Genomic DNA, 19213 nt, shown 5'->3' with positions numbered 1-19213 from the left:
ACATCAGGGTTTCAGTGCCTCACGAATCATTCGCAGGAGCTCCTCTCCCGACTCTTGGAATGATAGCTGGCGTGCAGCACGATGGGCATTCTCTTTGAGTTGACGGACGTCTTCCGTGGTGAGTCCATAGAGCAGTTTCGCCAAGGTAGCCGGGGCAAAATCATCGGCAACCACGCCCAAGCCATGGCCGGAAACCAACCTGGCCATCTCCGGACTCGGTCAAATGGCGATGCCTAACCGCCCCTGAACAAACTCGAAAAACTTGTTTGGCAGCGCATGTCTGTTGTTGAAGTTGCTGAAAGGTAGGAGATACACGCCGATGTCGTATCGATTCAGCACCGATAGAATCTCCTGAAACGGCACCGGCTCAACAAAGCGTATGCGCGGGTTGCGGCCTGCCCGCTCGCGCAGCTCCCCAAAATATTTCGCATCGTTATTCACGAGCATCAGATCGAGAGAGAACCGTTCATCCAGGAAATCCATCAGGTCGATCATCCGCTCGATCTGTCGCGACCGGTTTATCGCGCCGTGGTGAATCAGGCGAATCCGTCCCTCCTGCACCTCGGATGGCTGCAGATCCCGATATTCGGCCGCATTCATCACTATCGAACAACGAACGCCGAAGTTACGCTCATATTCTTCTGCGATTCCCCGGGATACGGTGCAGACTGCATAGGCGCGCTCAAGGTATTTTTCGCACAACCATGTCTTATAACGCCAGAAAAATAAACTCCACTCCCAGCCGGAAAATTCATTCGGTGAATATTCATGCGCATCCAGAATGACTGGAGCACCATTGGCGATTTTCAGCGCCAAAGGCAATGCCTCCACATCATTTGCCAGGACAAGCTCGAATTTTTTACCGATAAGATTGCGAACCGCTGTAACCACATCCTGACGGCGCCAGTAATATTGAGCGAATGCCCCGATAAACAACTGACCCGCCTTAACGGCTCTACGCCCGATCGAGCTACCTTGCGCTGGTAGCGTCACCATCGAAACGCCTGGCAACTGGAAGTCGCCATATCCCGCCACAACCAGTTCGAACTCGTCTTTCAGAAGCGCCAACTGACGACGAACCCTGGGATCCTTTTCAATCGGAGAAAACGAAATGATCAACAGCCGCCCCATTTTTCAATCCACCCGCACTGCCCAATCCCGCCAAACAGCTTTGATTATGGCGTAAGCTTTGGACGTAACAACTGCCGCAGCCGGACGATTTCATGTGTACGCACCAGTCCCAGCGCGACAAGACCAACCGCCATCACGCCAAGCGCAAGTAAGTTCACAATCCAGGGCAAGGCGTATTCTTCTGCCAGCGTCGGGATGAGTACGGCGAGCGCGATGGCCAGTACTGTCGCGAAGCTCAGCCTTTTCCATTCGTGCGGCACCGGGTAAGACTTTTGGCTAATGTACATGCAGAGGGCAAAAACACAACTGCTACCTGCCAGCGTTGCGATCGCTGCTCCGATCATGCCAAGCGCCGGTATCAACCACCAGTTGAGCAGAGCATTGACAACGACGCCCGCGAGGTTGATCCAGATGTATACATGCGTTTTTTTTGCGATACCGATACCAGGCGCGAAAATGTACATCTGGGACAGCGTGATGGCCGGGACCAGATAGATCACGACCGAAGCGCTGCCGTAGAAATCGGGAGTTGTCATGATCACCAAAAAATCGTGCGCAAATAGGGTGAGCGTCAAAAACGTCAGAAGCGCGCCGGCGAGAAACAGACGGAAAATAGTTGCCAACTGCGACGGCGTAGAGGGTTCCCGGTAATGATGATACACCAAAGGCATCAAGGCCCCCTGCACGCCCACCAACACAAACCACACGACACTGGATAAGCGGTAGCCAACACCGTACAGTCCTACTTCGTGTAGCGACAAATAATGGTTGATCATCAGTCTGTCTAAATAAGTACTCATCCAGACCATCAGACCGGAAGGCACGAGAGGAATGGAAAATCGCAGCATCCGCCACAGAAGCGCACAATCGAACTGCCAGCCATAGGATGTGCGCAGCCAACTGAGGCCGTAGACCACCCCGGCAAGCGAACCCAAAACCGTTCCCCAAAGTACGCCTACCAATCCCCAGTCCAACCCGTACGCGAAGCCAACGGCAGCGACCAAAGTGACGAAGCTCATCAGCAGATTGGTCTCGGTGTAACGACGGCTGCGCAGCTCCCAGCGGAACTGGTTTTGGATCAGGTAAAAGACTCCGTTAAGGCCGATTCCGAAGACTGCGATACGAAAGATGGATTCCAGTCCATCCCGCCCGGTCACCCAAGGGGACAAGACGCGACTGCCCGCCAGCCCGAGCAGCACAAAGAGACCGTAACAGCCCAACGTGAACCAGAACGCAGTGGAAGCTAAAGACCGCTTGCGTGCGGAACTCGTTTCAACCGCGTAAAAGCGCGCCACCCCTTGGGACACTTCCAGCGCGACGGTAAGGTTCACCAGTCCCCCGAAGACCATCAACATGTCCAGCGTACCGTAATCCTCCGGACTAAGGATGCGCGTGTAGATCGGCACCAGCAACAGCCCCAACCCCCGAGATACGGCTGCCGGAATGGTATAGATAATGCAGTCCCGGAAAAAGGCGCGAAGCACGATAGTCACTCACCAAGTGAGTTAGGAATGCCGGCGAAAGTCAAAAATGCATCGCGCAAATTCGGCCGGTGTTCGAGCTCCAAGGCCGGGACACCGTAGGTTTCGACTAAGGACTGGATCATTTGCCTAGACCGTGTCTCCGACTGACCACAACCCTGTACGTAAGTGACCGCTTGTGGATCCAGCCACCACGCTTCGGGAATGTCTCCATCAATGAGACGCAGAAAACGCTCTGCTACCGCACGGGGGTTCCATTTCTCGCGTACGAACTTTTGCGCCTCCTGGCCTAGGCGATGGCGTTGATCGACATCGACAATGAGCTCCTCAATGGCCTTTTCGATATCGTCGGGACGGCAAATTTTCGAGGGTGGCCACATCCCATCTGGGACATACGACTTCAAACGGTCCAGTCCGTACCCCCCTACAACGGCTGGCTTTCCAAACCATGCCGCCTCTGTCGCAAAACCCGCCATCGGCGTATCGGAGAAAAGTTGATCAACAACAAAATCACAGTTTTGGAGTGCCTCCACGACCTCGCGAAAAGGCTGTCCGATAATAAGCACAAGATCGATCGCGTGGCCTCGTGATCTTAACCGTTCGATAGCACCAACTATCTGCTGGGTGCCCTTGGCCGCCGGATGACTCGGCGCGTGCAGGATGCGCACCGGCGTTTTGCTTCGCTTTACGTTGGCTGGTCTGGCAGAAATGATGGCACTAGCGTGTAGTCGAATCGGAATACCTAAGGAAAAAAAATTGATCAAACGCCTCGATGAAAATTGTGTCGTAGAATAAGGGGCGCCGATCACAATTTTGCAGTACTTCTCATGGATGGTCACGCGGCGTTTATTGCGTCGTGTAAGTGAGATTAGAGCAGCTCCTGACACAGCCTCTCCCTCCGCTGACTGTTGTGCGCCGTCAACGTACGGAGGACGAGCTTCGGAGCCGTGCCCCAAGTTGGCAATGACGGTCTTCCCCAGCTTGTGTAAGATCGGCAAATCTAAGTTTCTGGGCAGTAAGGTCTCACCGAATCCGAATATGAAGACATCATAACGGAGGATCGCCCACACAGCCCAAATCGAGACCAACACCGCCCAGGGCAAATCCGCAAAAAGCCGGGTGCGCCAAGAACGGGGGCGATTTCGCCGAAAATCACCAAACCAACGGGCCATACGCAACAGCACCGGCTGCTCCGTCTCACCCCCATAACCAAAAGGATGGGATCCGTAAGTAATGAAATCGCAAGGAGCCCCGATCTGGTGAAAACCTTCGGCGAGATTTCGATAGTAACCTGCTATCTCCACCGGGCCGATGAGTATTTTCCTGGGCTTGACCATCGTATTCAACACCTCACAACGATGCGTTTGGCTAACGGCCTGTCACGATGGCAGGCGATATAAGCTTCAACGATTTTGCGCATAGTTATGGTGAAGTCCCGCGAAAGCAACAGCTGCTTCGGTTGCAAATGTGCATCACCGGATACCGTGTAGTCTCTCACCAAAACTCGACCATCCCCACAGTTCATGAGGAAAGAGCCATCCTCGAACACAGCGGAGATCGTTCCCGGAACAGCATCCATACGACCATCGAAAGGTTGGCATTGCCAAATTACAATTTCCTGCTCATATTGCGTGTACGTGTGCAACCCTGGATAAGGTCGCGTCAAATCGCGGCAATGCGCCCGGATTTCGTGGCACGGGAGTTTCCAGTCCGTGTGGCCGTCAGCCGGCAGGCGTTGTTGGTAATAGAAGACCTCGCCATGCTGCTTTTGAGCCTGATCTAGGGAAACTCTGCATCACCAACCCCTCACCGCGAGCCAGACGCGCTGGGGCATAGGACTATATCGTCCATGAAGCAACTCAGCCTCGCCAGTGTCCCCGCGTTCGAGCGCCGCAGCAAGACCATACGCCGTCGTGTCTTTCTGGAGCAGATGAACCGCGTTGTGCCCTGGGCTGAGCTGGTGGCCATCATCGAGCCCCATGCGCCCAAGCCCGGCCCCAAGGGAGGACGCCCGCCGTTTGCGGTGCAGACGCTGCTGCGCATTCACTGCCTGCAGCAGTGGTTCAACCTGTCGGATCCGGCGATGGAAGAAGCCCTCTACGACATGCCGCTCATGCGCGAGTTCGCAGGCATCGACATTGGCGTCGATGTCGTGCCCGATGAGAGCACCATCCTGCGTTTCCGTCACCTGCTCGAAGCGCACGATCTGCAGCGCGCGATCTTCGAGCGCATCAACGCGCTGCTGCGAGCGCAGGGCCTGATGCTGCAGGAGGGCACGGTGGTGGACGCCACGCTCATCGCAGCGCCCAGCTCCACGAAGAATCGAGCGGGGCAGCGCGACCCCGAGATGCGCCAGACGAAGAAAGGCAACCAGTGGTACTTCGGCATGAAGGGCCACGCGGGGGTGGATGCCGACTCGGGCCTCATTCACACGGTGGTGGCCACCGCCGCCAACGTGCACGACGTCACGCAAGCCCCCCACTTGCTGCACGGAAATGAAACGGACGTGTGGGCCGATTCGGGCTACCGCGGTGTGGACAAGCGAGAGGAGACACAAGGCTTGAACGTGCGCTGGCACGTCGCGATGCGTCCTGGCCAGCGCCGAGCGCTCAACAACAGCACGCTGCTGGGGCAGGTGCAGCAAGCGCTCGAGCACGTCAAGGCGCGCATTCGCGCCAGGGGCGAACACCCCTTCTACGTGATCAAGCGGCTGTTTGGCTTTGCCACGTGTCCTTACCGGGGCCTGAAGAAAAACGCGGCCAAGCTCACGATGTGCGCGGCGCTGGCCAATCTGTACATGGTGCGGCGAAAACTCTTGATACTCTCGACAGGATAAGTGCGCCAGCAGCGGCCGAAAACGGCGGCTGCGGGGCGAAAAAAGGCCCCGATGGGCACGAAAACCGCCCCGGATCCCGACCAAGTGAGCGACAGATTGCGTCATGTGGAAAGCCGCAGGCCGTCTTGGCCCATCGAAGTCCCGGAAACGGGGTTGTTCAGAACTTCCTTAGGATGAATGCCAAGCTCGTAGCGGGGGTTATCGCGCAACCTTTCGAGCAAAGGGGTGTCATGCGTGACGAACCAGGTGGCATGAACATCAAATCGATCCAACAGGTCGATCATATCGGCCAAGACTGTATCGTGGACCCAGTCGATATCGATGGTGAGGAACAGCCTGTCCTCCCAGGCAGACGGATCATCCGGCTTGATCTCACTGATCTTGGCGCTACGGGTCATTTCATTGCCTTCCGATGATTCTTGAAGCAGCCTCCTTCGCGCAGGATGGTGCCGATTTCATGCCCCACGAACACATTCCCTTCGCACTCGATTTCATCTAGTACCAGGGCGCCCTGGCCACAGACCACCGCAACGGCATTGCCATAAAAAATGATCTCGCCCGGTGAAGCGGAAATGTCCGCATCGTATGCCATGCCATGCGCCGCCCAAATCGTGATACGACGCTCTCCATGCATTGAGAATGCACCAGGGTAAGGCCGCGTCTGTGCCCGAATAAAACGCTCAACAAAGGCATAGTCGGCCGTCCAGTCGATTACACCGTCTTTAGGAGTTCGCTGCGGCATGATGCGTCGGCCGGATAGCGGCTGGTTTCGCAATACCACGGAACCATCAGCCAAAGCAGGCAGTGATCGTGCGAGCAGTTCCAGTCCGCGCTCTTCGATGCGCGCATAAAGCGTGGCGATGGTATCGTCCGCATGGATTGGCTCCTCGGCCTGGGCCACGATGGGTCCGGAATCGACACCATCGTCCAGCTGAAACAGGGTAATTCCAGTCTTTGTCTCACCGTTGATCATCGCCCATACCAAGGGGGCGCCGCCGCTGTAGTCCGGCAGGAGCGAGGCGTGTAGTCCATAGGCGGGCGCCAGGCTACGCCAGGCCTTGGGCACCATGTGGTACCAACCTACGACGAGAAAGGCATCCGGCTCCCATTGCGCAACCGCTTCGAGCAACCCCGGCTCAGTCATGCTACGCGCCAGCATTCGGCACGGCAGTCCATGGTGTGCCGCGTAGCTCGCCACGTCGGCATGTAGGACGTTTCTTACCAAAATGTCGTTCATGCCCAGAGACCGGTAGGAAATCGCAAAGGACCGAGGTGCGGTAACCACACCGGTAACGAGGCAGCCCGGAGTGTGTATGGCGAGATCGAGACAACGCAGGCCGAAACGGCTGGCCCCGATAAAAACGAGGTTCACAGGTGACTCCCCATCCAAGCCTCGATGTTTAGCAGCGACCAGATCAACAGTCGCCGGTTTTGCTTGCCGCGCAGGTGTTCTTCGATCAGTTCGGCGACCGCCGCACGATCGAGCACCTCGTAGATGCGCGGCCTGCCTTGCAGGAGCGTACGCCGCACGAAATCGATGCTCTCCCCCCGAAACCAGCTGGCGTCCGGTGAGGAAAAGCCCTGCTTCACGGCTCGGGTGATTTCATCCGGGATGAGGTTCGACATCACCTTCCGCAGCAACTGTTTGCCGTCGTTGGTTTTCTGATAATACAGCTCGGTCTTGCTGCCCGGCTCGTTTTCATTGATGCGCAGCACGTTGTCGATATTGTTGAGCTTGAGTGCCACCGGACAGCCCATCGCGAATTCAACGAGATCGTTGTCCATGAAAGGCACCCGCGTTTCCAGGCCGTGGGCCATGCTGAGCTTGTCCTCGACCACGAAAAGGCCATGCAGGAAAGTCTTCGCCTCAAAATACAGCGAGTGGTTGATGTAATCTTCCGGGCGGCAGAGTTCGTTGTCATGGGTGAGGAAAACATCCCGAAAGATATCGCGGGTCCACACATTCTTAACGTCGTTCCAGATGGGGGCGAACACCTTCGACAACGCGCTGTTCGGGATCAGCCGCTGCCAGAATTTGTAGTATTGGTCGATGTAGTGCTCGAAATTCTGGCTCGCCATGGCGCGGTAGTAACGCCATGGATATCCCCCGAACAGTTCATCGCCGCCCGCACCGGACAAAACCACCTTGACGAAGCGACTGGCCAGTTTGGCCGCATAGTAGTTGGGGTAGCTCTGGCCGACGCGCGGCTCCTCAAGGTGCCGCACCAAGGCAGGTAAACAGCGCTCCATGTCGCCGGCCTTCAGCACCATCTCATAGTGTTCGGTCTTGAAACGCGCGGACATCGCCTCGGCCTTTGCACGCTCATCGAAGCCGAGCTCGATACCGGAAGCCGAGCTAAGATCGAAGCCGCAGGTGAACGTCTTGAGGTTCGGCAGGGATTGCGCCGCCACCGCTGTGATGGAACCACTGTCCATTCCACCGCTGAGATAGGCGCCGAGTTCCACGTCACTGACCAGTTGCCGATTGACAGCCTGGAAAAACAGGCGTTCGAGTTCTTCCGCATACTCCCGCTTGTCCCGGATTCGATCCGGCTCTCGGAAACGGTAATCCCAGTAACGGGTGAGTTCTAGGCGCGCGCCAGTCTGGTCCAGATCGATTCGTGCGAAATGACCGGCCGGCAGGAGCTTCACATCCTCCAGCAGCGTACGGTCTGTGAAAATATTCTGGAACGTCAAATACTCCAGCAACGCCGCCTTATCGAGCTTGCGGCGAAAGTTCGGCAAAGCAGTAATCGCCTTTTGTTCCGAGCCGAAGGCTAATACGTTGCCCTGGAACGCGTAATACAACGGCTTAATGCCGTAGCGGTCGCGGGCAAGCAGAAACTGCCGCTCCTTCCGATCGAACAGGGCCAGTGCAAACATGCCATTCAAGCGTAGCAGAGCATCGCTGCCCCAGTGGGCAAGGGCATGCAGCACGACCTCGGTATCCGTCTTCGAACGAAACCAGTATCCCGCAGCCTCAAGTTCGGCGCGCAACTCGCGGTAGTTATAAACCTCGCCGTTGTAACTGAGGACGTAACGATGGTCCGAACTGATCATCGGCTGATGGCCGGCAGGCGACAGGTCGAGAATCGCCAGGCGGCGGTGACCAAGCCCGACATTGCCCTCGATCCAGTACCCTTCACCGTCCGGGCCCCGATGCGAGATGGCATCCGTCATCCTTTGCAGGATGGCCGGGGAGACGGGGGCCCCGTTGAGGTTAATTAGGCCGACAATACCGCACATGAAGTTAGTTTTCTCCCCCTATGCTACACATTGCTCATCCCCTGCCCTGCCGCTCAGACAGTGCGCACAGCCTCAGTAGTTATTCCGGCCTCTTCGACCTTCATGGATCGGACATCGAGTCCGACCTCCTCACACCATTTGCGCACTTCCTCCGGGCTTTGACGATGGCAGTAGGCAGGGGCAAACCAGTCAAAGTTCACGTGGCTCATCTCATCAAGACTGTACTCCGGTCGATAGTACATCTTGCACACATGCCAATAGATCAATCGCTGCAAATTGATGGGGCCCTTGGGAATTCCGAGCAGCTGCACATCTTCAGGCACATCGACGACGACATCCAGTTTGCTGAGCGCAATTCCCAACTTAGTCAACGGCATCAGCGCTTACCAAGCCTCCTCGGGAGACATCGACCGTAGGTGTTCTCGAATGAAGTCGTCGGCGAATTCCCGGATTGGCGACTTGCGCTTATAGACATAAAAAGCCAACACACCTCCTGTTTTCAGGAGCCGCGCAAGTGCATGAATTGCCGCCCGAGTCGATGGCGTATGATGCAAAACGCCTTCTGACAAAATATAGTCGAAGCTGTTCTCCGCAAAAGGAAAATTAAGCAAGTCGGCCTGTATAAAATATCCAGGAAGTCCGCGTTGACGAAATGCCTCCGGCGCGACATCCACTGCAGTCGAAATATCAGCGCCGATATATCGAACACGGTGAAGCCCTTCGCCAATCAACAGTCTCGCCGTCAACCCCGCGCCGCATCCTGCATCCAGTACCAGTGGCATCTCGTCATACGACTTTCAAAATGCCGGATCGGAAAGATTTCCATACCGGCTTCTTACCCACTCAATGGTGGCTGTCTCCACCTCCGGCGAACCATAGGTTTCCGTTTTAGCCCATTTAAAGGCAAACGCATCTCGCGTTTGGGCCTGATTGGTCTCGACAAGAGCCGTGTCGCGCAAAATACCTCGCCTTACCACTAGCTCACGTCCTCTAACAGTCGCCACTTCTCCCTCGCGAAGCGGTGGCAATCCAAGGAGGTCATTCAGCCGATTCCGGTTCATCTTCATAACCCCTTGAGCACTTCGACGACATACTCGACATCGGATTCGGTCATTTTGTTGTGCAGAGGCAGCGCCATCGTCCAGGCATCCAGTTCGTCGGCTACGGGGAAACCCCCTTGAATGGCATTCGAGCGCCCCCTGTAGGCGCCAAGACGGGTAACCGCATGCGTGCCCGCGCGCCCGCCGATGCCTTTTTCCGCCAGCCTGGCCAGCACACTGTTCTGATCGAGGGGAGATTTATCCTTGTCGATCAGCGTCACGTAGGCCTGCCAGGCATGACCGTAGCCCGTCGGCACTTTGGGTGGCCTAATCCACTCGATCTGTGCGAGAAGTTTGTCGTAGAGCGCGGCAAGCTTTTGCCGCTCCGCAATGAAACCATCCAGACGGCCCAGCTGCACCAAACCGACCGCGGCCTGCATGTCGGTCATACGGTAATTGTAGCCCGCCACGTCGAAGTCAGGCATTTCCCAGGGGCGCAGCCCGGCATGGCGAACCTCCTCCGGAATGGAAGCCCCGTGATTGCGGAGGATTTCCGCCCTTGCTGCAATCGCGGCATCGTTCGTCGTCAGCATGCCGCCTTCGCCACAGGTGATGGATTTGCGCGGATGGAACGAGAAACAACCGATCGTTCCAAGCGCGCCCGCGGGCACGCCATGGTAGCTGGCACCGGCTGCACAGGCGGCATCCTCGATAATCGGTATGCCCGGAGGGACAGCCTTGCGCACCGCTTCCATGTCGGCACACAAACCAAACAGGTGCACCACGATCACAGCCTTGGTGCGCGGAGTGATCAGCCCAGACAGCTGCGCGGCATCGATATTGTAGGTGTCGCGGCATACATCCGCGAATACCGGCGTGGCGCCCAGGTGTGTGACCACATTGGCCGTGGCAATCCATGTAAAGGCCGGTACCACCACTTCGTCGCCCGGTCCAATGCCAAGAGAGGCCAAGGCAAGGTGCAAGGCCGTCGTGCAGGATGTGGTGGCCAGGGCATGCTCTACCCGGTGCCGCACCGCGAAAGCGCGTTCGAATGCCTTGACTCTTGGCCCCTGGGTCAGCCAGCCGCTCATCAACACCTCGCGAACGGCCTCGACCTCCTCCTGGCCAATGCAGGGAACGGCGATCGGAATGTTGCGCATAACGGGTGCGTTCATTTCATGGCAGCCCTGTCGCTAATGGGGATGGGTTTTGCAATGACCATTGGTTTGCCTTAGACAGTTGTCAGACTAACCCCACAGCTCGACGGCGCGCCTCGACTTCGGCCTTGTGGCTCTTGCGCCATTCGATGAGGCGTTTCAAACCCTCTCTGAGGTCGATCGTCGCCTCGAAGCCGAGGTCCTGTTTGGCGAGTTTCGGGCAGCCGATGCGGTTGCGCACCAGGGTAGCCTGACTGCGCGGTGCGTAATTGATCGGTTTCTGGCAACCGGTAATCTCGAGGAGCATCTCGGCCAGTTCCTTGAGCGAGGTGCGCTTGCCGGTACCGACGTTGTAGCAGCGATCCGTCACCTCAGCCTTCATGGCGCACACATTGGCCTTGGCGCAGTCCTCCACGGCGACGAAGTCGAAGGCCTCGCTGCCATCGCCCAGGATGGTGGGGCCTTCTCCCTTGTCGATGGCGTCGAGCATCTTCATTATGACGGCAATGTAGGCACCATGGTAGTCCTGGCGCGGGCCGTAGACGTTCATGTAGCGCAGGCCGACGTAGTTCAGGCCATAGCGGTGGTGGAAGGCACGCAGCATGACCTCGCCGGCGATTTTGGTCGCGCCGTAAAAATTCTTGTTGTTGAAGGGGTGATCCTCGTCCATCGGCTCGCGCACGGCATCGCCGTATACGGAGGCAGACGAGGAATAGACCAGGCGCTTGACACCCTTCTTGACGCAGGCCTCCATGACGTTGAAGGTGCCGCGAATGTTCACGTCGAAGGCGCTGCGCGGGAAGTCATGGCACTGCAGGAGCCAGAGGGCGGCAAAGTGGAAGACGCCGTCGGCACCTTCGAGGGCCGCCTCAAGAATGTCTGTCTGCATGATGTCGCCGCCAATGTCGAAAATGCGCACGCGGGGATCCTTGAGGGCGTTTTCCAGGTTCTCGATGCGGCCGCGGACGAAGTTGTCGTATATGAGGATTTCCCTGACGTCTTCCTTGAGCAGGAGGTCCGCTGTGTGCGAGCCAATCAGGCCGGCACCGCCGATGAGAACCAGCTTCTTGCCTTTGATTTCCATTCTTGTCTCCTTGTTTCCATGATCATTCCGTCACTGCACCAGTAGCGCCACGATCTTTCCCGCCGCATCGCCATCGCCATACGGCTTGTCATGAATCGCGGTGCGCGTCTTGTTCATCGCATCATCGAATGCGGCCAGGATGGCGGAAGCCGAGGCGCCGACCAAGCGGTTCGCTCCCGTGCCGACCGTCTCGACCCACTCCGTTTCATCGCGCATCGTGATGCACGGCACCCCGTAGAAAAAGGCTTCTTTCTGCACGCCGCCCGAGTCGGTGAGGATCACGTTGGCGGCCTGCTCGAGCGCAACCATGTCGAGGAACGGAAGCGGTTCCGTGACCTTGACGCTGCCCAGCATCCCGTACAGGTCATGGTCGATCAGAAGCTTGCGCGTACGGGGATGAAGCGGCAGCACGACGGGCAGTCTTGCGGCAATACGGCCCAAGGCGGTAACAATGCCTTTTAGCCTCTCCAGGTTGTCGGTGTTTTCCGCACGATGGCAGGTCGCCAAAACAAATCCACCCTCCGCCAGACCGAGTTTCTGCAGGCATTTGCTCTGCCGTCTGGCCTGGTCGCGATAAAACAGTGCGATGTCGTACATCACATCGCCGATGTTGTGGACGCCGTTCGTGATGCCCTCTGCCCGCAGATTGGCGACGGCCGTTTCCGTCGGGCAGAAAAGCATGGACGAAACCCGGTCGGCGAGGATGCGGTTGATTTCTTCAGGCATGCGCATGTTGAACGAACGCAAGCCCGCTTCGACATGCGCGACAGGCATGTGAAGCTTGGCGGCGGCGAGTGCGCCAGCCAGGGTCGAATTGGTGTCTCCATAGACAAGCACCCAGTCGGGCCTTTCCTGCAGGAGGACGTTTTCCACGGCTTCCAGCATGCGGCCCGTCATGGCGCCGTGATTGCCGCCAGAGATTTCGAGGTTGTAGCGGGGTCTGGGGATGTCCAGCTCATCGAAAAAGACCTGCGACATGTTTTCGTCGTAGTGCTGTCCTGTATGAACGAGGATTTCCTCGATCTGACCAGCGTAACGATCGCGGATGACCCGCGAAACCGCCGCCGCCTTGATGAACTGCGGTCGCGCACCGATGACAGTGACAATCTTCATGGCATCAGAAACCGCCAATTTTGACTGCCTCAGACAGCGCGGCTACGATCCGCTGCTGATCAGATTCCGCGAGGTCTGGCCCCATCGGTAAGCTCATAACCTGCTTGGCAACACGCTCGGCCACAGCAGTGACAGTACCGTGACATATGTCTTTATAGGCGGGCTGCCGATTCAGTGGGACCGGGTAATGCACAGCAGTCGGAATTCCCTGTTCGTTAAGTTGCTTGGCGATTGCGTCACGGTTTTCGACGAAAACTGTGTATTGGGCAAAGACGCTGGTGCGGTCGTTGCGCTGTTTGACACGTTGATATCCGTGTTTATCGAGCAACTGGTTGTAACGTGCGCCGAGCTTCATTCTCTGCTCGATTTCCCAGTCGAAACGCTCGAGCTTGGCTAGTACGATAGCGCATTGCAAGGTGTCCATGCGGCCACCGACACCGATGCGGGTGTGGTAGTAACGCCGCTTCTGACCATGTACGCGGATTTCCCGACAGGCCTTCGCCAGGACATCGTCGGTGGTGAAGATGGCTCCGCCGTCGCCGTAGCAGCCGAGCGGCTTGCTCGGAAAGAAGGAGGTGCAACCGATGGTGGAAAGGTTGCAGCTCTTTTTGCCTTTGTAGGTAGCGCCGAAGCTCTGAGCCGCGTCCTCGATGACTGGTAAGCCGTATCTTTCGGCGATGGCGTTGATCTCATCCATGTCGGCCGGCTGGCCATAGAGGGATACCGGCATGATCGCCTTTGTCTTCGGCGTGATGGCAGCCTCGATCTTGCTGGCATCAATGTTGCAAGTGTCGGGTTCGATGTCGACGAAGACCGGCACGGCACCGAGCAGGACGATGACTTCCGCCGTGGCGACGAAGGTGAAGGGCGTGGTGATGACTTCGTCGCCCGGCCCGATACCCAGCGCCATGAGCGAAATCAGCAGCGCCTCGGTGCCGGAGGCAACGGTGATGCAGTGCTTTGCCCCGGTGTAATCTTCGAGCCGTTCCTCGAGCTCGCGCACTTCGGGGCCCATGATGTACTGGCCGTGGTTTAGTACCTTATGGATGCGCGCATCGATGGCATCCTTGAGGGCACGGTACTGAGCCTTCAAGTCTATAAATTCGATCTTCTGGGTCATTTCGGCTCGCAGGAGGTATCGCTCACTTGGTAGCGGGCGCCGCACTCAGGGCACGTCACCTCGCCCAACGCGTCGCTGAGGCGCACGCCGCAGCGGCACATCCAGCCGATGCGGCGGGCCGGCGTGCCGACCACCAACGCGTAGGCCGGCACGTCTTTTGTGACCACCGCGCCGGCGCCAACGAACGCGTATTCGCCGATCTCATGGCCGCAAACGATGGTGGCGTTAGCGCCGATGGAAGCGCCGCGCCGAACGTGGGTGCGGCGGTATTCTTTCTTGCGGCTCACCGCCGAACGGGGGTTATTGACATTGGTGAACACCATGCTCGGCCCGCAAAAGACGTCGTCCTCCAGCGTGACAGCGTCGTAGATGGAAACGTTGTTCTGCACCCTGACGTTGTTGCCGATCACCACGTCGTTGCCGACAAAGACGTTCTGGCCGAATGAGCAGCGCGCGCCAATACGGGCACCCGCGCAGATATGTACCCAGTGCCAGATGCGACTGTCTTCGCCGATCTGGGCGCCCTCATCGACGATGGCGGTTGGATGAATGTAAATGCCAGCCATGGTGTTCTTTGCCAACCGCTTCAGTATTCGAGAGGCAGGGATACCATCGTGCCATCTCTCGCGGAAAGATAAGCCGCTATGAGCACCTCCAGCGACTTTAGACCCTCCCGTCCGTCTGTTTCCGGTTCAGCCTCGCCGCGAAGCACGTCGATGACGTTCTTGTAATACAGAGGGTGGCCGAAGCCGTAGACGGAGGTGGTTTCATAGCTCGCCGCCTGGATTTGGGCATCGTAGTCCCTGGGTTCGGCGAAATCCCAGATCTGTATTTCGTTGACGGCCACCCCACCGACGCGCACGGTACCTTTCTCGCCCAGGATGGTGATGCTGCCTTCCAGGTTCTTCGGATAGGTTAGCATGGTGACGCTCATGGAGCCGAGGGCGCCATTGCGCCATTTGACGTTTAGCACGCCGGTATCTTCTACCTCGATGTCGCGCGTGGTGCTGACCATGGCCTGGACCTTTTCGACCGGGCCGATGAGCCAGTCGAGCAGATCCACGTAGTGGCTTGCCTGGTTCATAAAAGCGCCGCCATCGAACTCCCAGGTGCCGCGCCACTTGGCCTGATCGTAGTAAGACTGGGGGCGCGTCCAAAATACGTTGATGTGCACGAGATGTATCCGGCCGAAGCGCTTTTCCTGCACCGCCCGCTTTAGCAGCTGCAGCGTGGTATTGCGGCGATTCTGCTTGACGACGAACAGGCGCACGCCCGCCTCGTCGCAAGCCTTAACCATGCGCACGCCATCCTGCCAGCGCGTGGCCATCGGTTTTTCGGTCATCACATGCACGCCGTGGCGTGCCGCCACGATGGCCTGCTCGGCATGCAGCCCGCTTGGCGTGCATAGGGCGACGAGATCGAGGCGCTCGTTATTGAGCATATCTTCGAGCCTGGCGTAGCCCGGCACGCGATAACGCTCCTTGTGTTGTTCGAGGGTAGCCGGATCGATGTCGCAGACCGCGGCCAGCTCGATTTCGCCGGCATGTCTTTCGATGGAGCCGAAATGGTTTTTGGAAATGCGGCCGCAACCTACGACGGCCATACGAATCTTTCTGTCCCGGATAGTCGGATACATTCTGTCTCCCAATCACAAACGCCAGACGTAATGGCCCATCTGTTCAATGGCTGCCGCATCGAAATCGGATTTGACATCGACAAACGTGCCTCGAGGCTTGAGCAAGGACGCTATGTCGGCAAGCGGTCTTTGCAGATAGTCGCGATGACTTACCGCTGCCACCAGGGCCGAAACATCGCGGGGAAGATTATCCCATGAAACGAGTTCGATGCCATATTCGCGCAGCGCCTCCTGCGGGTCCGCCAGCGGATCGTGTACATACACATCCAGACCGTAGGCGCGCAGATGCCCTACCAGGTCGGCCACCTTGGAATTGCGCAGATCGGGGCAGTTTTCCTTGAAGGTAAGGCCCAGCACGATGACCTTATCGCCCCGACGACAGCCACCCTGACGAATCATCCCCTGAACCGCCATCTTGGCAATGTAGCTCGCCATACCGTCGTTGATGCGCCGTCCAGCGAGAATGACCTGGGGATGATAGCCGACCATCTCGGCCTTGTAGGTGAGGTAGTAGGGATCGACGCCAATGCAGTGGCCGCCGACGAGACCAGGACGGAAGGGAACGAAGTTCCACTTGGTGCCGGCGGCTTCGAGCACTTCCAGGGTGTCTATCCCTAGCTTGTCGAAGATGATCGCCAGTTCGTTCATCAGCGCAATGTTGAGGTCACGCTGGGTGTTTTCAATCACCTTTGCCGCTTCGGCCACTTTGATGGAACTTGCCCTGTGGGTGCCGGCGGTGATGATGCTGGCGTAGAGGGCGTCGATCGCCTCGGCCGCCTCGGGCGTGGAGCCGCTGGTCACTTTCTTGATAGTGGTGAGACGGTGTTCTTTGTCGCCGGGGTTGATGCGCTCGGGGCTGTAGCCGCAGAAGAAATCACGGTTGAAGACGAGTCTGCTTTCCCGCTCGAGGATCGGCACGCACACCTCTTCGGTGGCTCCGGGGTAAACGGTCGACTCGTAGATCACCACGTCACCCGCCTTGAGCGCCCGCCCCACCGTCTCGCTTGCTCTGATGAGCGGCGTGAAGTCGGGGCGATTGACGCGATCCACCGGCGTCGGCACGGTGACGATGAAGACGCGGCAGTCGCGAAGATCCTCGGGATCGCTGCTGTAGCGCAGATGCACGGCAGCCGCCAGCTCTTCAGGCTCGACTTCCCGCGTGCCGTCCCGACCAGACCGGAGTTCGGCAATGCGCTCGGGCTTGATGTCAAAGCCGACAACGGGATAGCGCTTGCCGAATTCGACCGCCAACGGCAGGCCGACGTAGCCGAGGCCGATGACGGCAATCGGTTGTCCAATCAAATGCATCGGGTAACTCTTTCAAAAAGCAGTTTCAACGCAATGAATTTTTGTCATCTTTTTGCGCGGCGTCACACAACAGGTTGCCACGGATTGACGAGGACAACGCCGGTCGGCGCGAAATCCGCCACGTTGCGTGCGACGACCGCCATGCCAGGCACCAATGCCGTGGCAGCGATCAGAGCGTCACGCTCGCTGCGCGGGTCGGGCACGCGCAGCTGCGCGCAGTATGCATCCCCGGTACCCAGCCGAACCTTACGCAGCTCGGAGACGACGTTGGTTTCGAGCACGTAGCTCATGCCAGATCGGCCGGCCGGGCCCCGAGGGTAAGGCCAGGCGGCTCGAAGTCAATGTCGACACCGTCTGGCATAGCCAAGGCGTCAGTGGTGGCAACCGCCTGTACCCGCTGCCGCAGCACCTCTGCAAAGCCTTCGGCCACCTCCGGATGCCGCAGGCCCATATCGACCGTGGCTTCCAGATACCCCAGCTTGCTGCCGCAGTCGTAGCGCTTGCCGTCGTAGCGGTAGGCGAGCACCTGCTCTTCCGCCAGCAGCGCGGCGATGCCGTCGGTGAGCTGGATTTCACCGCCCGCGCCGCGGCCGACGCGGGCGAGGTGGTGGAAGATGCGCGGGGTGAGCACGTAGCGCCCGACGACGGCGAGGGTCGAGGGGGCTTGGTCCGGATGGGGCTTTTCGACGATGCGCTGCACGCCCTCCACCCGGTCGGTGAGGGTTTTGCTCTCGACGATGCCGTAGCTGCGCGTCTCCTCGCGGGGGACGTTTTGCACGCCCAGCACCGAGCAGCGGTAGTAGTTGTAGGTGTCGACCATCTGGCGCATGACGGGCGGCTCGCCCACCAGCAGATCGTCGGCCAGCAGCACGGCAAAGGGTTCGTTGCCCACCACCGGTTGGGCGCACAGCACCGCGTGGCCCAGGCCCAGCGCCTCCGGCTGGCGGATGTAGATGCAGTTGATGTTGGGCGGCAGCATGCTGCGCACGAATTCGAGCATGTCGGTTTTACCCCGACGCTCGAGTTCGCTCTCCAACTCGTAGGCTTTGTCGAAGTGGTCTTCGATGGCGCGCTTGCTGCGGCCGGTGACGAAGATCATGTCGGTGATGCCGGCGGCGACCGCTTCTTCCACCGCGTACTGGATGAGCGGCTTGTCGACGATGGGCAGCATCTCCTTGGGGTTGGCCTTGGTAGCGGGCAGAAAACGCGTGCCCAGGCCCGCGACGGGGAAGACGGCCTTGCGGATGGTCATGGTTTACAGGGGAATTGTTCGTCGATCTCAATCTGCATGTACCCGCGCCTGGAACCACCCCGTCACGGCGGCCAACGTGGGCACGAAGCGATGGGCGGCGTTGAGCGCAGACGCGAGAACCAAGGGATCCTCCACATATTCGTGGATCATCTGGTTGCGCAAGCGCCGCATGTCGAGCCACGTTTGGGCGTCGCTGACGATGCCGAGCTTTTCGGCGCGGTCGAGGTTCTCGACGAAGGTCGACAACCGTTCGCCGTGTGCCACCAAGTAAGCGGGAAGCACCTTGTCACCCAAGGTGTCCTGCAGGCGACCGAATCGAGCGACGAAGGCGTCGACCCGCTCGGCGAGTTCCGGATCGGCCGCGAGCCGATCGACGCGCTGCGCGTCCATGGGCACCGCGAAAAGCCGCGCGTCGGTGAGCTGCAGGTGCTGAAGCTCCTTGCCAGCCAGCCGTACGAGATGAAGCAGGCGCTGCTGCGCCTTGGGGTCGGCGATCACAGCAAGACCCCCGAACGCAACGCCTCCTCGTGTATGGACAGTCGCCGCAGATTGGGGGCCAGCATAACCACGTCGACCTTGCGCCCCTGCATGGCGCGGCTGATGCGTCCGGCGATACGCGCCGCGCAGGGGGCGGGGTCATCGATCGGCCGCGGCAGCTGTACGAGCAGATCGACATCACCCCCGCGCGCCGTGTCGTCCGCGCGCGAGCCGAACAGCCAAACTTGCGCGTCCGTGCCCGCTTGCTCGGCGACGACCTGTTTGATGAGGGCGACGTGTTCTGGCGTCAGGCGCATGTTCGGCGCGTTTTT

The 19213-nt window shown here is 58.6% G+C and carries 22 protein-coding genes; 1 reads left to right on the top strand and 21 read right to left on the bottom strand.

Going from position 1 to position 19213, the window contains the following annotated elements; translation table 11 throughout:
- Window positions 1–3 precede the first annotated feature (3 nt).
- From LCC91_RS03330 to LCC91_RS13915, 5 genes are read right to left on the bottom strand one after another with little or no spacing between them, the layout of a single operon-like run.
- Entirely contained in the window at window positions 4–207 is a 204-nt protein-coding gene (locus tag LCC91_RS03330) for a hypothetical protein (protein ID WP_143897937.1), read from the bottom strand.
- Between the two features lie 12 nt (window positions 208–219).
- Window positions 220–1131 (bottom strand): glycosyltransferase, encoded by a 912-nt coding sequence (locus LCC91_RS03325; RefSeq protein WP_082007660.1) that lies wholly within the window; start codon window positions 1129–1131, stop codon window positions 220–222.
- A 44-nt stretch (window positions 1132–1175) separates the two neighbouring features.
- Window positions 1176–2615 (bottom strand): oligosaccharide flippase family protein, encoded by a 1440-nt coding sequence (locus LCC91_RS03320; RefSeq protein WP_043702506.1) that lies wholly within the window; start codon window positions 2613–2615, stop codon window positions 1176–1178.
- Window positions 2616–2620: 5 nt separating this feature from the next.
- Complete coding sequence (locus tag LCC91_RS03315; RefSeq protein WP_185974896.1) at window positions 2621–3961, bottom strand: glycosyltransferase family protein; 1341 nt, start codon at window positions 3959–3961, stop codon at window positions 2621–2623.
- A complete protein-coding gene (locus LCC91_RS13915; protein ID WP_231572203.1) occupies window positions 3955–4278 on the bottom strand; it encodes a DNA-3-methyladenine glycosylase in 324 nt (107 codons plus the stop codon). Before LCC91_RS13915 ends, LCC91_RS03315 begins: the two co-directional genes overlap by 7 nt.
- A gap of 183 nt (window positions 4279–4461) precedes the next feature.
- On the opposite strand from LCC91_RS13915, the gene LCC91_RS03305 reads away from it, so the two are divergent.
- Window positions 4462–5448, top strand: coding sequence for an IS5 family transposase (locus tag LCC91_RS03305; protein WP_043702493.1), 987 nt, complete (start codon window positions 4462–4464; stop codon window positions 5446–5448).
- A 101-nt stretch (window positions 5449–5549) separates the two neighbouring features.
- On the opposite strand, the gene LCC91_RS03300 is transcribed toward LCC91_RS03305, so the two are convergent.
- From LCC91_RS03300 to LCC91_RS03225, 16 genes are all read right to left on the bottom strand, one after another.
- Entirely contained in the window at window positions 5550–5846 is a 297-nt protein-coding gene (locus tag LCC91_RS03300; RefSeq protein WP_043702489.1) for a polysaccharide deacetylase WbmS family protein, read from the bottom strand.
- On the bottom strand, window positions 5843–6685 hold the full coding sequence (locus LCC91_RS03295; protein ID WP_082007657.1) for a methionyl-tRNA formyltransferase: 843 nt from the start codon (window positions 6683–6685) through the stop codon (window positions 5843–5845). Before LCC91_RS03295 ends, LCC91_RS03300 begins: the two co-directional genes overlap by 4 nt.
- A gap of 131 nt (window positions 6686–6816) precedes the next feature.
- Window positions 6817–8694 carry an asparagine synthase (glutamine-hydrolyzing) gene (gene asnB / locus LCC91_RS03290; RefSeq protein ID WP_143897943.1) on the bottom strand — a complete coding sequence of 626 codons (1878 nt, stop codon included), beginning with the start codon at window positions 8692–8694 and terminating at the stop codon, window positions 6817–6819.
- A gap of 53 nt (window positions 8695–8747) precedes the next feature.
- Window positions 8748–9071, bottom strand: coding sequence for a hypothetical protein (locus LCC91_RS03285; RefSeq protein ID WP_052231444.1), 324 nt, complete (start codon window positions 9069–9071; stop codon window positions 8748–8750).
- Between the two features lie 6 nt (window positions 9072–9077).
- A complete protein-coding gene (locus LCC91_RS03280; RefSeq protein WP_143897945.1) occupies window positions 9078–9476 on the bottom strand; it encodes a class I SAM-dependent methyltransferase in 399 nt (132 codons plus the stop codon).
- Window positions 9477–9757: 281 nt separating this feature from the next.
- Window positions 9758–10909 carry a DegT/DnrJ/EryC1/StrS family aminotransferase gene (locus tag LCC91_RS03275; protein WP_043699525.1) on the bottom strand — a complete coding sequence of 384 codons (1152 nt, stop codon included), beginning with the start codon at window positions 10907–10909 and terminating at the stop codon, window positions 9758–9760.
- A 67-nt stretch (window positions 10910–10976) separates the two neighbouring features.
- The gene (locus LCC91_RS03270) at window positions 10977–11975 is read right to left on the bottom strand and encodes an NAD-dependent epimerase/dehydratase family protein (RefSeq protein WP_043699523.1); all 999 of its coding nucleotides are present in this window, start codon (window positions 11973–11975) and stop codon (window positions 10977–10979) included.
- 30 nt (window positions 11976–12005) lie between these two features.
- On the bottom strand, window positions 12006–13088 hold the full coding sequence (wecB, locus tag LCC91_RS03265) for a non-hydrolyzing UDP-N-acetylglucosamine 2-epimerase (protein ID WP_043699521.1): 1083 nt from the start codon (window positions 13086–13088) through the stop codon (window positions 12006–12008).
- Between the two features lie 4 nt (window positions 13089–13092).
- On the bottom strand, window positions 13093–14196 hold the full coding sequence (locus LCC91_RS03260) for a DegT/DnrJ/EryC1/StrS family aminotransferase (protein WP_043699564.1): 1104 nt from the start codon (window positions 14194–14196) through the stop codon (window positions 13093–13095).
- Window positions 14197–14204: 8 nt separating this feature from the next.
- Complete coding sequence (locus tag LCC91_RS03255; RefSeq protein ID WP_043699561.1) at window positions 14205–14774, bottom strand: acyltransferase; 570 nt, start codon at window positions 14772–14774, stop codon at window positions 14205–14207.
- A gap of 20 nt (window positions 14775–14794) precedes the next feature.
- Window positions 14795–15844: a Gfo/Idh/MocA family protein gene (locus tag LCC91_RS03250; RefSeq protein ID WP_043699518.1), complete on the bottom strand. Its 1050-nt coding sequence runs from the start codon at window positions 15842–15844 to the stop codon at window positions 14795–14797.
- 12 nt (window positions 15845–15856) lie between these two features.
- Entirely contained in the window at window positions 15857–17152 is a 1296-nt protein-coding gene (locus LCC91_RS03245; protein ID WP_043699516.1) for a nucleotide sugar dehydrogenase, read from the bottom strand.
- A 62-nt stretch (window positions 17153–17214) separates the two neighbouring features.
- Entirely contained in the window at window positions 17215–17442 is a 228-nt protein-coding gene (locus LCC91_RS03240; RefSeq protein ID WP_082007496.1) for a PIN domain-containing protein, read from the bottom strand.
- The gene (galU, locus tag LCC91_RS03235) at window positions 17439–18404 is read right to left on the bottom strand and encodes a UTP--glucose-1-phosphate uridylyltransferase GalU (RefSeq protein ID WP_082007495.1); all 966 of its coding nucleotides are present in this window, start codon (window positions 18402–18404) and stop codon (window positions 17439–17441) included. Before galU ends, LCC91_RS03240 begins: the two co-directional genes overlap by 4 nt.
- 27 nt (window positions 18405–18431) lie before the next feature.
- Window positions 18432–18902: a hypothetical protein gene (locus LCC91_RS03230; RefSeq protein ID WP_043699514.1), complete on the bottom strand. Its 471-nt coding sequence runs from the start codon at window positions 18900–18902 to the stop codon at window positions 18432–18434.
- Entirely contained in the window at window positions 18899–19198 is a 300-nt protein-coding gene (locus LCC91_RS03225; RefSeq protein ID WP_052231443.1) for a nucleotidyltransferase domain-containing protein, read from the bottom strand. The genes LCC91_RS03230 and LCC91_RS03225 overlap by 4 nt, the downstream gene beginning before the upstream one ends.
- Between the last annotated feature and the right edge of the window lie 15 nt (window positions 19199–19213).

The sequence above is a fragment of the Tepidimonas taiwanensis genome (genome assembly GCF_020162115.1).
Classification (GTDB): Bacteria; Pseudomonadota; Gammaproteobacteria; order Burkholderiales; family Burkholderiaceae_C; genus Tepidimonas; species Tepidimonas taiwanensis.
This window is presented reverse-complemented; position numbering and strand designations above follow the sequence as displayed.

What these genes read in the sequence shown, in the direction of transcription:
- LCC91_RS03330 (WP_143897937.1), bottom strand. Translation starts at nt 207, where the DNA reads ATGGCCAGGTTGGTTTCCGGCCATGGCTTGGGCGTGGTTGCCGATGAT.
- LCC91_RS03325 (WP_082007660.1), bottom strand. Translation starts at nt 1,131, where the DNA reads ATGGGGCGGCTGTTGATCATTTCGTTTTCTCCGATTGAAAAGGATCCC.
- LCC91_RS03305 (WP_043702493.1), top strand. Translation starts at nt 4,462, where the DNA reads ATGAAGCAACTCAGCCTCGCCAGTGTCCCCGCGTTCGAGCGCCGCAGC.
- LCC91_RS03300 (WP_043702489.1), bottom strand. Translation starts at nt 5,846, where the DNA reads ATGACCCGTAGCGCCAAGATCAGTGAGATCAAGCCGGATGATCCGTCT.
- LCC91_RS03295 (WP_082007657.1), bottom strand. Translation starts at nt 6,685, where the DNA reads ATGAACGACATTTTGGTAAGAAACGTCCTACATGCCGACGTGGCGAGC.
- asnB (WP_143897943.1), bottom strand. Translation starts at nt 8,694, where the DNA reads ATGTGCGGTATTGTCGGCCTAATTAACCTCAACGGGGCCCCCGTCTCC.
- LCC91_RS03285 (WP_052231444.1), bottom strand. Translation starts at nt 9,071, where the DNA reads ATGCCGTTGACTAAGTTGGGAATTGCGCTCAGCAAACTGGATGTCGTC.
- LCC91_RS03280 (WP_143897945.1), bottom strand. Translation starts at nt 9,476, where the DNA reads ATGCCACTGGTACTGGATGCAGGATGCGGCGCGGGGTTGACGGCGAGA.
- LCC91_RS03275 (WP_043699525.1), bottom strand. Translation starts at nt 10,909, where the DNA reads ATGAACGCACCCGTTATGCGCAACATTCCGATCGCCGTTCCCTGCATT.
- LCC91_RS03270 (WP_043699523.1), bottom strand. Translation starts at nt 11,975, where the DNA reads ATGGAAATCAAAGGCAAGAAGCTGGTTCTCATCGGCGGTGCCGGCCTG.
- wecB (WP_043699521.1), bottom strand. Translation starts at nt 13,088, where the DNA reads ATGAAGATTGTCACTGTCATCGGTGCGCGACCGCAGTTCATCAAGGCG.
- LCC91_RS03255 (WP_043699561.1), bottom strand. Translation starts at nt 14,774, where the DNA reads ATGGCTGGCATTTACATTCATCCAACCGCCATCGTCGATGAGGGCGCC.
- LCC91_RS03250 (WP_043699518.1), bottom strand. Translation starts at nt 15,844, where the DNA reads ATGTATCCGACTATCCGGGACAGAAAGATTCGTATGGCCGTCGTAGGT.
- LCC91_RS03245 (WP_043699516.1), bottom strand. Translation starts at nt 17,152, where the DNA reads ATGCATTTGATTGGACAACCGATTGCCGTCATCGGCCTCGGCTACGTC.
- LCC91_RS03240 (WP_082007496.1), bottom strand. Translation starts at nt 17,442, where the DNA reads ATGAGCTACGTGCTCGAAACCAACGTCGTCTCCGAGCTGCGTAAGGTT.
- galU (WP_082007495.1), bottom strand. Translation starts at nt 18,404, where the DNA reads ATGACCATCCGCAAGGCCGTCTTCCCCGTCGCGGGCCTGGGCACGCGT.
- LCC91_RS03225 (WP_052231443.1), bottom strand. Translation starts at nt 19,198, where the DNA reads ATGCGCCTGACGCCAGAACACGTCGCCCTCATCAAACAGGTCGTCGCC.